Origin of the sequence: Vibrio sp. OPT41 (assembly GCF_015163595.1) — a bacterium.
Classification (GTDB): Bacteria; Pseudomonadota; Gammaproteobacteria; order Enterobacterales; family Vibrionaceae; genus Vibrio; species Vibrio alginolyticus.
On sequence record NZ_JADDYH010000014.1, the window covers coordinates 199,462 to 211,508 of the forward strand.

General features: G+C 43.8%; 12 protein-coding genes. 2 read left to right on the top strand and 10 right to left on the bottom strand.

The window, feature by feature from the left end; all coding sequences use genetic code 11:
* Positions 1-7: 7 nt before the first annotated feature.
* Positions 8-529, bottom strand: a complete 522-nt coding sequence (locus IQP38_RS04645; protein WP_053307056.1) for a TetR/AcrR family transcriptional regulator — start codon at positions 527-529, stop codon at positions 8-10.
* A 143-nt stretch (positions 530-672) separates the two neighbouring features.
* Entirely contained in the window at positions 673-1,854 is a 1,182-nt protein-coding gene (locus IQP38_RS04650) for an MFS transporter (protein WP_017635963.1), read from the bottom strand.
* 159 nt (positions 1,855-2,013) lie between these two features.
* On the opposite strand from IQP38_RS04650, the gene IQP38_RS04655 reads away from it, so the two are divergent.
* Positions 2,014-2,898 (top strand): LysR family transcriptional regulator, encoded by an 885-nt coding sequence (locus tag IQP38_RS04655; RefSeq protein WP_017635964.1) that lies wholly within the window; start codon positions 2,014-2,016, stop codon positions 2,896-2,898.
* Positions 2,899-3,013: 115 nt separating this feature from the next.
* Here the strand turns inward: IQP38_RS04655 and IQP38_RS04660 are convergent, their stop codons facing one another.
* Positions 3,014-3,919: a TIGR03571 family LLM class oxidoreductase gene (locus IQP38_RS04660; RefSeq protein ID WP_017635965.1), complete on the bottom strand. Its 906-nt coding sequence runs from the start codon at positions 3,917-3,919 to the stop codon at positions 3,014-3,016.
* A gap of 132 nt (positions 3,920-4,051) precedes the next feature.
* On the bottom strand, positions 4,052-4,957 hold the full coding sequence (locus tag IQP38_RS04665; protein ID WP_017635966.1) for a LysR family transcriptional regulator: 906 nt from the start codon (positions 4,955-4,957) through the stop codon (positions 4,052-4,054).
* A 112-nt stretch (positions 4,958-5,069) separates the two neighbouring features.
* On the opposite strand from IQP38_RS04665, the gene dkgB reads away from it, so the two are divergent.
* Positions 5,070-5,870, top strand: a complete 801-nt coding sequence (gene dkgB, locus IQP38_RS04670) for a 2,5-didehydrogluconate reductase DkgB (protein ID WP_053304418.1) — start codon at positions 5,070-5,072, stop codon at positions 5,868-5,870.
* A gap of 198 nt (positions 5,871-6,068) precedes the next feature.
* Here dkgB and IQP38_RS04675 read toward each other — a convergent pair whose 3' ends face one another.
* The 6 genes from IQP38_RS04675 to IQP38_RS04700 form a co-directional block, all read right to left on the bottom strand.
* Complete coding sequence (locus IQP38_RS04675; protein WP_054577009.1) at positions 6,069-6,761, bottom strand: SDR family oxidoreductase; 693 nt, start codon at positions 6,759-6,761, stop codon at positions 6,069-6,071.
* Positions 6,762-6,867: 106 nt separating this feature from the next.
* The gene (locus IQP38_RS04680) at positions 6,868-7,566 is read right to left on the bottom strand and encodes an IclR family transcriptional regulator (RefSeq protein WP_017635969.1); all 699 of its coding nucleotides are present in this window, start codon (positions 7,564-7,566) and stop codon (positions 6,868-6,870) included.
* Positions 7,567-7,653: 87 nt separating this feature from the next.
* Positions 7,654-9,624 (bottom strand): diguanylate cyclase domain-containing protein, encoded by a 1,971-nt coding sequence (locus IQP38_RS04685; protein ID WP_193837355.1) that lies wholly within the window; start codon positions 9,622-9,624, stop codon positions 7,654-7,656.
* Between the two features lie 187 nt (positions 9,625-9,811).
* Positions 9,812-10,165, bottom strand: a complete 354-nt coding sequence (locus IQP38_RS04690) for a DUF2750 domain-containing protein (RefSeq protein ID WP_005377352.1) — start codon at positions 10,163-10,165, stop codon at positions 9,812-9,814.
* Positions 10,166-10,340: 175 nt separating this feature from the next.
* Positions 10,341-10,955 (bottom strand): OmpA family protein, encoded by a 615-nt coding sequence (locus IQP38_RS04695; protein WP_005377354.1) that lies wholly within the window; start codon positions 10,953-10,955, stop codon positions 10,341-10,343.
* Positions 10,956-10,957: 2 nt separating this feature from the next.
* On the bottom strand, positions 10,958-12,047 hold a 1,090-nt coding region (locus IQP38_RS04700), incomplete at its 5' end, for a TolC family outer membrane protein (protein ID WP_228009988.1).

Consider the following 12,047-nt stretch of genomic DNA (forward strand, 5'->3'; position numbering starts at 1 on the left):
ATTGTGGTCATTGATTGTTCTCCTTCATTAGTTCTAGCAGAGTGCGTTCAGCGGATGCAAAGGCAGCGTGACCGAGAACCGGCCATGCGTTGGATAGACCTTCATGTAACAAGAAGAGTGTGGTTGCGAGGTCTTCTCGCTGACTTAGTTGGCCCATAAGCTGACGGACCGCCAATTTGTGTTGTTTTACTGCTTGATTAATTGATAGATTTTCTGGATAGGCTGCTAATGCATTGATGGACATGCAGCCATTCGGTGCAAACTCCTTCATCCAATCCTCGAGGCGAGTGAATAGGTGTAATACAGCCGGTGTTCCATTGGCAGGGGCGTCTTCGAGCAAAAAACTCAAATACCTTTGATGGCGATGCTCGAGAGCTGCAACAATCATCGCTTCCTTGGAGGGGTAGTATTTGTACAGGGTTCTCAGGCTGACTTCGCAGGCGTTTTTGAGTTGGGGTACGCTAGGCTCGGCGAAGCCATACTGACTGAATGCTTTTTCTAGGCTTGCTGCGATTTTTTCTTTCACTATTTGATACACCAGGTAGAACGTTTGTTTTACCTAAGGGTAGAATAAACTTTCTACCTCAGTCAATGGTGTATTTGAACTCTGTATTGAAAGCCCGACGTAATGCCGGGCTAATTTAAGTGATTTTTATCGATTTGGAACGTGAATCAGTGTGCCGTTGCGTGCTGCTCTCCACGCTTGTCTAGCATTCCGCTGAAACGGGTTAGTAGTAGAGCACCTAATACTACGATCGCGCCAATCCAAGGTGTGTGCATCAGCCCAGCATTGGCCACGATAAGGCCACCGCCCCAAGAACCCAGTGCAATACCTACGTTAAATGCAGCAATGTTGAGACCAGAAGCCACGTCGACTGCATCAGGTGAATATTTCTCTGCTAGTTTGACAACATAAACTTGAAGCCCTGGAACGTTACCAAAGGCAAACGCACCCCAGACAAGAATGGTCACTACTGCAGAAATTGGATTAAATGCTGTGACACTAAACACGAGCAATACCACAATTAGGCCCGAGAAAATCGCTGTCAGAGCTTTGATTGGCCCCATAGAGTCGGCCATCTTTCCGCCCCAGATGTTGCCGAATGCGACTGATACACCATAAACCAACATAATTAGGCTGATAGCGCTAGAGCCAAACCCCGAAACTTCTTCCAAAATAGGAGCCAAGTAAGTGAAGGCTGTGAACGTACCACCGTAACCGAGCGCGGTGATTGCGTACACCAAAAGTAGACGAGGTTGAGTCAAGACTTTTACTTGCGATGACAGCTTGGTTGCTGGTGGTTGTTTCAGATTACTCGGCACTAGCAGAGCGCTTCCTATCAGTGCGATGATTCCAAGGATCGCGACGATTAGGAAGGTTGCCTGCCAACCAAATGTCTGGCCAATCCAGGTGCCAAGTGGCACGCCCGTCACTAGAGCTACGGTGAGACCGGTAAACATAATAGCAATTGCGCTAGCGGCTTTTTCTTTTGACACTAGGCCAGTGGCGATAGTCGAGCCGATCGAAAAGAATACACCGTGTGCAAGCCCGGTCAGTATCCTTGCTGTAACTAGTGTGTTGTATCCAGGTGCTTGCCAGGCTAACAGATTGCCAAGAACAAACAGTGCCATAACAGAAAGCAGAACGTACTTTCTTTTCCAGTTACCAGTCAGCGCTGTTAAAACGGGAGCACCAACCGCGACACCAAGTGCGTACAGGCTAACTAAAAGACCCGCTGAAGGTAATGATACGTTGAGGTCGGAGGCCATAGTCGGTATCAGACCGACAATTACAAACTCCGTGGTTCCAATAGCAAAGGCGCTAAGCGTCAATGCAAGTAAAGCTAAAGGCATAACAACTCTCTCTTAAAATCATTGAATATGAATGGATAAACGAATAGCCCGTCTCCATGTCGTGTATTATTAAAGAGTTATTCGTTGCGAAAAATGGTGTTTATTACAAAATACTTTTGTTATAAATGATTAAAATGCGCAGTTAAGAAAGGGGATGAAATGTTAACCCGATCAGATGAATTAGAGATTCTCATGGCAGTTGTGGATAGTGGTGGATTTTCTTCCGCTGCTGATGCACTAGGTATTCAAGTCGCTAGGGTATCTCGTGCGGTTAGTAAAGTTGAATCACAGTTGGGGGTAACCTTGCTGAATCGCACGACACGCAGAGTGGAAGTTACTGAGGAAGGGCATCAGTTTGTTGAAGCGGTTCGCTTAGGTTTACTACAAATACAGCAAGCTGAAGAAGAGATCATCACACGAGGTGAATTACCCAAGGGGCGCTTAAGAGTTGATGCCGCTAGCCCATTTGTTTTACATCAACTCGTGCCGTTAATTAAGCCATTTAAAGAGGCTTATCCTGATATTCAACTCGATCTTACCTCTAATGAGGGTTTTGTGGATCTATTGGAAAAAAGAACCGATGTGGCGATACGTATTGGACGATTATCGGATTCAACACTGCATGCTAAACCTTTAGGAACAAGCCCACTATTTATCGTTGCCACGCCTGGTTATTTATCTAAACGAGGTTTCCCTGAAGCGGTGGGCGATTTGCGCAGTCATAACTTGATCGGTTTTTCTGGCGCTAAAGTGTTAAATCAGTGGCCATTACGAGGGTTTGAGATGATAGAGCCTGATATCCTATCCAGCAGTGGTGAAACGGTTAGACAGTTAGTGCTGGCAGGGAACGGCATTGCATGTTTATCTGGCTTTATGGTGAAAGATGATCTTGATTCTGGACGGTTAGTGGCATTGTTTGAATCGGAAAAAATCACAAATACTGGACGAGAACAGGTCAATGCTGTGTTCTACAAATCTTCTTCAGTCTCTAAGCGTATTTCCGCGTTCATCGACTTTATTCAACCAAGACTTACTTTAAAATAACACTATTATTGTTGTTTTAACAAAAGAATTTTGTCGTTATTGCAGCTTTTGTTTTTCCAACTGCCAAGCCTAGCGTGCCACCCCTTAGTAAGGTGGCACATATTTTTATTTGATCTTAGTTAAAGCGTGGCAACACGTACTGAGCGATCTGTTCCATTGATTTATCAATTGGTTGGCTATTACGACGGAAATGCAACCCGATGTGATTGACTCCTGCTTCTTGCATTTTTTCGAGCTCATCGCTCAAGCCATTGACTCCGGCCCGGATACCAAAATGATGCCGAACGACTGGTGCATTTGGGTTATCGACTAAATCAAGATGAATAAAGCTGGCGTAGGGTTTGTTTCCCGCTACGGAGCGCCAAAGTGCAACGCGGTGTTCATGATCATCAGGTGTGCCTGGGTAGGCGAGCCAGCCGTCTAGGTTTTCTCCTATCCATTGTGGACTTTGCTGCGCTAACCCTGCGACATAGATAGGAATATCAGCAAACTCGGGTAATAACTGTAGATCGTTACCCAGTTTATCATTTTGCGTATCTTTCAAAATCTCTACACTTTCTCGAAAAGCTGAGCCACGGCTGTCAAAGTTGGCATTAAAAACGGGATATTCACTAGGGCGGTCTCCACTAGCCACACCGAGTATCAGGCGGTCACCACTTAACTCGTTGATGGTCGCAGCGGCTTTTTTCACTAGCCAAGGTTGTCTTAACGGTAATACTATCGCTGCTGTCCCTAGTAGAATGTTGTCGGTGCACGCAGAGAGATAGCCAAGATAACTGAACGGTTCATAAATTTGTGCCGCGTCTCCAAAGTTAGGGTCGTACAACGGGACATCTCTCACCCACGCTACGTTAAAGCCTAACTTATCGGCTAACATAATACGCTGTTTATGTGCACTCATGTCTGGTACGCCGAATGGTTTTCGTTGGAGCAGGCGTTTTGTCTGGCCTTCTTGGGTCCAGTCATTATCTAGGGGGAGCTCAACACCGATGGTGAATCTGTTACTTAAATCTTTATGCATTATGAAGCCTGACTATTACTTTGAGTACTAGGAGGCAAGGTGCCTCCCTGATATTCAGGACACTATGAGATTTTTGTTGTGAGAAAAAGCGGCAAAAAGACAAAAGTGTTTTGCCACAAACAGCGGTGGTCTTTAAAGGAACTGGTGGTTCTCTACCTTGATTTCTTGCTTGATGAAGTCAATAAAAGAGCTGATCCGGCGTGAGGTACTGGCATTTTTGTAATACACCGCATGAACTGGCTGTTCGACATTATGCGTGTGTTCACTAAGCACGCCCACTAAGCGACCAGCTTGTCGGTCAGAGTAGGTCATAAAGTCAGACAGGCAAGCTATCCCCGCACCATGTAAGGCTAAACATCTTAGCGTCTCGCCATTATCAGATCTTAGGCTACTCATAATACGCAGAAGTTTGTTCTTATCATCCATGATCGGCCATTCCTTAAGATACTCCGGCTTGTTGAATCCAAGTAGCTTGTGATTGAGTAACTGATCTATTGAGGTTGGAGTACCATGTTGTCTTAAATACTCTGGACTCGCGACGATTCGAATCCGACTTTTACCAAGAAATATCGCGCGCATGGTTGAGTTTTGTAGCTCACCGATACGAAAAGCAACATCGGTTTTTGTTCCCAAAAGGCTAATATTTTCCTCATTGGAATTGAGATCGATTTCGACTTCTGGATACAAGCTCTGATATTTAGCAATGTGCGGCGTTAGTACGTGCAGTAAGAAGGGGGTAGCTGCGTTTATTCGTAGGAGGCCAGAAGGCTTATATTTCTGGCTTTTCAGTTGTGCTTCGGCATTCTCTACTGCTTCTACAATATGTCTGACTTTATCGAGGTATATCGTTCCTTCATTAGTAACATCTAACTTACGGGTTGTGCGATTTAACAAGGTCGTTTCGAGTTTGGCTTCTAGCCGAGATACCGATCGACTCACCGCCGAGACGGTCATCGATAACAGTTCAGCCGCAGAGCTGATTGAACCCGTATCGACCACGGCCATAAAGGTGCGCATTTCATCTAGAGTAGCTTTCATTGTTGAATATATTTCAAATTAGATTTGAGTATTGTTAACTTTACGGAAAGTTTCTTGCGGCGTAAAGTTTTGCTTCGAATCAACTATAAAATCGATAATTCAGGAGATTTAGATGAAAGTACCATCATTTGGCGTCGGCACGTTTCGTTTAGAGGGTGAAGTAGTTAAGGATTCAGTCCGTAATGCGTTAGAAGTGGGTTACCGCGTAATTGATACTGCACAGATTTACGGTAATGAGGCAGAAATCGGTGAAGTATTGACACAGTCCGGTATTGCACGTGATGAGCTATTCATTACGACCAAGATCTGGGTTGATAACATGAACACGGAACAACTCATTCCAAGTCTAAAAGAGAGCTTAGAAAAGCTAAATACAGATTATGTGGATTTGACCTTGATCCACTGGCCTGGCAATAACAATAACTTGAACGAATACATGGCTTCATTACTTGAAGCTAAATCGCAAGGCTTAACCCGTAATATTGGCGTATCCAACTTTAATATTGACTTGTTGCAACAAGCGATAGAAGTGGTCGGTAAAGAGAATATTGTTACTAACCAAATCGAGCTTAGCCCTTATTTGCAAAATCGTAAGTTGGTCAGCTTCATGCAGGAAAACGATATTCAGGTAACGTCTTACATGACCTTGGCATATGGGAAAGTACTTGGGGACCCAACTATTGCAGGTATTGCTGAGGACTATCAGGCCACGCCAGCTCAAGTCGCGCTTGCTTGGGCTTTGTCAAAAGGTTACGCGGTGATCCCGTCTTCAACTAAACGAGAGAATTTAGCAAGTAACCTGAAAGCACTTGAACTTAATCTGAGTGAAGAGGCGATTGCAAAGATAGATGCGTTGGAAAGAAATGGCCGCGAAGTAAACCCTGAAGGGCTAGCGCCTGAGTGGGATGATTGAGTGAGTTTCACAGGAAATCATTGTCTAAATGACACCTCTGCAATCGCTGACTTCCTCAGCGTTTGACGGTAGTACAACACCATAGACGATAACGGCTCGCTTGTCTGACGATAGTGCGAGCTTTTATCTTTTTGGCCTATTAGTTTACTGTATTCTCCCGGCCTTCAATTTGGCCGGGAGACGTCATTTAGAGAACAGTTACCATTCGATTGTAGAGCCATCAAATACGCGGAAGCTTCCGGATTGCTCAAGTGTTAGCTGTTCTGCGACCGAAACAATGCCTGCAACACTTTCCTCGGCAGAAAAGGTTGCGTCCTCACCGCCCATATCGGTTTTTACCCAGCCGGGATGAACTGCGACAGTTTTTACTCCTTGCGATTCGAGATTGCGTGCTGCTGATACTAGAACCTGATTAAGCGCTGCTTTAGATGCTCGATAACTGTACATGTTACCTGAACTGTTATCGCTTAAACTCGCAACTCGGGTTGAGATTCCCACGATGGTTTTGTGCTGACTTTTCGCAACGTTGTCTTGTAGGGCTTGAATTAGCAGGGCAGGTGCGACGGTATTTATGTTTAGTACTTCTAGCCATTTTTTCTGGGTCATTTCGCCAAGCTTTGCACACTCTTCGCCTAATACACCTGCATTAAGAATTAAATGATCGAGCGGACGATCCGCTAATTGAGTGGCTAACTGATCGATATCTTGTTGGTTAGTGACGTCTAGAGCCATCAGTTGAAGTTGATTGGGTTGGGTTACTAGTTCATTGAGCTGCTTAGCATTTTCTGGTGAACGACAAGTTGCGATAACTTGCCAACCTTTTCCAAGGTAGTGGCGGACAAATTGCAAGCCTAAGCCACGGTTAGCGCCAGTGATTAATACAGTAGACATCGCTTCTCCTACGTTGTTGAGTTGAACAACGACTATATTAGAGGCGACGTATAAGCATGTAATCAAAACAGTACAAAAATGGCCTAGGATTCGACATTGTCAAATCTTAAAGTTTGAGAAAGATGCTGGCAAAGTGTTTTAGCCTAGTGACCGTCAGTTCGGAGGCAGCACCGCTAACACCTGCAACAGCAACGACTTTACCATCCAAGTAAAGGGGGATCGCTAAGCAATTGAGGTTTGGCTCTGCCTCTTCTAAATCGAGTGCGTAACCTGATAATACAACCTGATTAAGTTCAGTTTCTAACGTGGGGGATATTTGGCTTTCAAGGCGCAATGTTCGGCGAAGCTCATCATCAAAACTAAGAAAAACCTTGCCGATCGCAGATGTTGTGAGTCCTTCTCGTTTCCCTCTCGGGCTACGGATAGTAAGAGGGTTATCCTGCTCTATAGCATCGATATACAAGTACTCTTTAGCGCCACTTTGTACAGCGAGGTAAGCAGTGTTGTTAGTCATTTGGGCCATTTTTTTCAGCAATGGAACAAAATGTTGTCGGATAGCTTCGTTTTTTTGTTCAATCGGCTTAGACAGTTCATAGCATCTAAACCCTAGGCTGTAGCTATGGTTGTGTTTGGATACATATCCAAGAGAGTGTAGAGTCGCAAGTAACCCGTGAACAGTCGTCTTATTTAACTGGATCGCATTACTGATCGTCTGTAATGATAGGGGAGACTCACTCATCGAGAGCAACTCGAGGATTAGAAAACCTCGCTCTAGAGACTGAATGTTTTTTCTTGCCTTGGGCACAAAGACTCCTTGATGATGGTGTTGCATCTGAATGTCTTACTGATGCTTCCACCTATAACAAACCACTACGCTGGTGGTTTGGTTTTATTAGAGAATATACTCAGCACTTAAACTCATCGGCTCGTTGTATGCATCCACAAGGGAGTTTTTTCCTTGCTTCTTAGCATTGTATAACGCTTGGTCTAATATCGAATAGAGCTCATCAAAGTTGGTGAGTGGCATTGAGGTTGATAGATAGGCCAGACTCGCAGATATATTCAATTGATGGTTATTAAGCGAATGTACACTCTTTTCTGAAATTGTTTTATGCAGACTTTGTATTCTAAAGGGAACGTCAATCTCATCGACGTTTTTCAATAGCAAGATAAACTCTTCTCCACCTAAACGACCCAAGTACTCTCCCTTATTAAGTTTAGCTTTAAGCGCTTTGCATACCTGTTGTAGTACTAAGTCGCCAGTCGGATGACCATACTGATCATTAATCGCCTTAAAGTCATCTAGATCGATTAATGCTAGAACGTAGCGGAAGTCTCCTTCCGCTTTGGAGGTGTGGCTTTTAATCGTCTCTATAATTGCCGCTCTGTTTAATGCACACGTTAAGCTGTCTATTTTGGCTTTTAAGCGTGTTTGTCGCTGAACCATCAATGCCAGAGCGAGGAGAATCAATAAACAGAAAACAACAAAATTATAAGTGCGTTGTTGGTCTGTGAGTTTTTCAAACTGGTACTGACTTAGAAGAGTTTCGTTGTTCAACTGCGCGACTTGTAGATCATATTCATACTCTTTTTTAGTGAGATCTAGTGCCTCTAACGCCTTGATATTACTCGCATCTCGGTTCGTTAGTTCAATCGTCGAGTAGGCCTTGTGATGCTCCAGCGCCTTTTTGTAATCATTTTGAGCTTGGTATGCTTTTGAGAGGAGTAATTGGGCTTGCGCTTGCAATAAGGGCCTAGCGTTTTTTACCGCTAATCTTAACGCAATTGTACCGTGTTCAATCGATTTTTCGGGTGTATGGTTCTTTAAATATGCCAATCCAGCAGCCAAATGACCCTCTGTTTCAAGGTGCGTATTCTCATAAGTTTGGGCAATGTTTAATGCTCTTCCAATGTAATCTACCGCGGTATCCAATTGCCCAGAATCGGCCAAAGCAGCAGATAACCCTAAATAGGTCAACCCTTGCCCGTATGGATAATGAAGTTGTTCGAGAATCGTTAATGCATTTTTGTAGTGGCTGATGGACTTATCGAGTTCTTTGGATTTTCTGTACATCGCTCCTAGACTATGTTCGACTTGCGCAACTTCAAGAGGTGTCCCTTCATCTTGGCGAACCAGTAAGGCTTGAATGAGATATTGCTCTGATTGTTCAAATTGCCCCAGCTCTGCAAGTAAATTGCCGATGTCATTGTAAATCCCTGAAGGATCGCTTTGCGTCGACATGTTGGCCATCAACTGTCGATACAAACTTAAGGCTTTTTCATAGTCACCACGGTAATTGTAGTTATTTGCTACCACGCGCAAAGCAAGATCAACAGGGAAGTTTTCTTGATGCTTATGATTTAAGTGGCTCTCTATGGATGAGCAATAAAAGTTTGCTTTGTGATAACGACCTTGTTGATTCAGCGTATAACAAAGTTGATAGTTCATCAGAGCCTTGCCTTCGGAATCGGATATTTTCTTCATTGTCTGTCGCAAAGAAGAAAATCTATCTACTGAGGCCTCGTAACTACCATGCTTACGTTCATTTAAGGCAAGAATATATTCTGATTCTAATTGAGAAAAATGGTTGTCTAAGACTTGACTGCTGCCGTAGTAAGGCTGATTTATGTTTGACATATATTCATAAATCAATCCACTTACGTAGAGCTTTTCGCTGTCCGATTTCGCTGTATGGTAGCGATCTTGAAGCATGCTCAATGCCGACTCAGGGTTGCTTCGTAGTGTGGTTTGGTAGACAGAGTGCCACTGTGTGATATTTTGGTTTGGTTCAATATCTTGAGTGTCGCTTGCATATACTGGAGTGAGCAAAAGTGACGCAAGCAAGGGATAGAGCACGCGCATGTTTAAACGAGCCTTTAATTTAAGGTGCCTTTAAAGTTGAGTTATCATAGCGCTTTTAACGCATCAGCGTTGTGATTAAGTTGGGTGTACTAAGAAAAAGAGTAGTAAAACTATGCACTTGGTCGAGATATTGAAAGAAGAGGCATAAAAAAGAAAGACCTCAACATAAAGTTGAGGTCAGAAATCTTTAATCAATGTAAAGCTTTGCTAGATCTTGAGGCTCCATTTCTTTGCCTTCTAACTGATCGTTCCAGTTAGTTCCAACAAGAACACCATCTTCAGCAAGAGTCAAAAGCCAATCTTCAACAAAGATATCTAATGGGATTTCTAGTACAGTAAAATCTGCCCATTCTTCAACATTATGTGCTTCTGCATCTTCTTTAGAAGACCAGAAAGGCATGACTTCGCTGTTTTCGAATTCAGTTGAATCGCAAGATAGCCAACCTTCTTCATTGCGTAAACCCCAAACCAATTGGTTTTCTTTCGTTTCTGCAACAAAAAGGTCAAGGTTCGCTTGGATATCTGATGTAAGTTTGCTCATTTCAAAACTCTCGTTGTTATGACGTGGCTAGAGTAACACTAAAGTGCCGATTCCTAAAGCATAATACGGTTGTCGAAATGAGTAAAAATAAAGGAGCCGAAGCTCCTTTTCTGAGGTTAAGTATTCACTCGTTTTTGTTTGCTTTGTGCTTGCAGAGCAAACAAAAACAGGTACTTTACCTTTCTGGAAGAGTTGTGAATATTGTCCATTCTCTTTTTATCTCGCCTTTGTAACCAACGACTGATGCGGTTACTCGACGATTTAAAGCATGGCTGACTTCATCGGTCCCTTGCTGTGCTAAGTGAGTGTCACCAAAACCAACAATGCGGACTCTACTCGGTTCGATGTCGTAGCTTAGTAGGGCTTCACGGACATTGCGTGCTCGTCTTTCAGAAAGATCTTGGTTATGCTTTGAACCACCAACTTTACTAGCATAGCCGTGCAGCTCTATCGAAGTAGTAGGGTACTCTTTTAAAAAGTCGGAAAGCTCTCGGACTTGTCTTCTGAAGACTGGATTGATCTCATCAGAGTCGTTAGCAAAAAGTATCCGCACTTGCATGTTATCTGATGCTTTAATGTATTCTCCACAACCGTCGTTGTCGACCTCTGAGCCTTCAGGTGTACCTGGGCACATATCTCGAGCATTGATGACACCATCGTTATCGTCATCTTGCAAATCTGCTATTTGTTCTGCATTTGGTACAGGACGATACTCATATTCGTCTTCAGCAACAACGTGTTGAGTGATGGCGAGCATACCCAATGCAAATAGAATCTTCACTGGTTTCATGATCAGTACTCCACCTTTTCATTCCATTCTGTAGGTACATCGACACGCAAGGCATTTAACAATTGGCCAGTCGCGTTCATAACGCGGTACTTGGCGTACTGCTCTGAGTATCGAGCATCCAAGTAGTTCTTTCTCGCTTCGAAAAGTTCGTTTTCAGTATTTAACAAGTCCAGCAGAGTGCGTTTTCCAATGCGATACTGCTTTTCGTAGGCGATGACAGTTTCTGAGGCCGAATCTACGTGATCCGCTAGGAACTCTTTTTGTTGAAGTGTTAAATCTAACGCACTCCAAGATAGACGAAGACCTTCTTCTACTTGGCGGTATGCACGTTCTCTTAGGTCTTTTGCTTTATTTAGTTGGTAGGCAAAACTTTCAGCGTTGGCTACGTCACTACCACCGTTAAAGAGGTTGTAACGCATACGTAACATTGCTGTTGTCTCTTCGCTGCTTCCTTCGATACCGCTTGCATCATCACGCCATGTTTGAGCCGCTTCTACCGATATCGTTGGGTAGTAAGTTCCCTTAGATTGCTTGTATTGGAACTTTGCAGAGTCCACATCAGCTACCGAAATTTTGATTACTGGATGTGACTCGAATGCCAAGTCAATCGCTTCATCGATGGTGTAGGGAATAAAGTTTTGGTCCGCTCTTGGGAAAATCAATCCTTGTGGTGACTGTCCGACAAGGCGTGTAAAGGTGGTGTGGCTGTCATATAAGTTGTTCTGAGCTGCCACCAAGTTACCATGAGCCTTTGCTAAACGAGCCTCTACCTGGGTTAGGTCTGCTGTAGAACCGATACCTGAGTTAACTCGCTTTTTAATGTCTTCATAGATCTTCTTATGCACTTTCAAGTTATTCTCGGAAAGTGTAAGAATTTCATAAGCTTTTACTGAGTCTAAATAAACTTTCGCGACCTCTAGAGCGGTGTCTTGGGCATCAGCTAGAAGTTGATAACGGACCGATTCAGCATCAGCTGCTGTTCGATCCATATCATTAAGTGTCGCTGAGCCATCCCATATTAGCTGGGTTAGTGTCACGGTGGCTTCTTTTCTTGTCAGATCGGTTGAATCTCGCCCTGACTCTGCGGGTTTG

Excerpts from the sequence above, each read along its gene's own strand:
- IQP38_RS04650 (WP_017635963.1), bottom strand. The coding sequence starts at position 1,854 with ATGCCTTTAGCTTTACTTGCATTGACGCTTAGCGCCTTTGCTATTGGA.
- IQP38_RS04655 (WP_017635964.1), top strand. The coding sequence starts at position 2,014 with ATGTTAACCCGATCAGATGAATTAGAGATTCTCATGGCAGTTGTGGAT.
- IQP38_RS04660 (WP_017635965.1), bottom strand. The coding sequence starts at position 3,919 with ATGCATAAAGATTTAAGTAACAGATTCACCATCGGTGTTGAGCTCCCC.
- IQP38_RS04665 (WP_017635966.1), bottom strand. The coding sequence starts at position 4,957 with ATGAAAGCTACTCTAGATGAAATGCGCACCTTTATGGCCGTGGTCGAT.
- dkgB (WP_053304418.1), top strand. The coding sequence starts at position 5,070 with ATGAAAGTACCATCATTTGGCGTCGGCACGTTTCGTTTAGAGGGTGAA.
- IQP38_RS04675 (WP_054577009.1), bottom strand. The coding sequence starts at position 6,761 with ATGTCTACTGTATTAATCACTGGCGCTAACCGTGGCTTAGGCTTGCAA.
- IQP38_RS04685 (WP_193837355.1), bottom strand. The coding sequence starts at position 9,624 with ATGCGCGTGCTCTATCCCTTGCTTGCGTCACTTTTGCTCACTCCAGTA.
- IQP38_RS04690 (WP_005377352.1), bottom strand. The coding sequence starts at position 10,165 with ATGAGCAAACTTACATCAGATATCCAAGCGAACCTTGACCTTTTTGTT.
- IQP38_RS04695 (WP_005377354.1), bottom strand. The coding sequence starts at position 10,955 with ATGAAACCAGTGAAGATTCTATTTGCATTGGGTATGCTCGCCATCACT.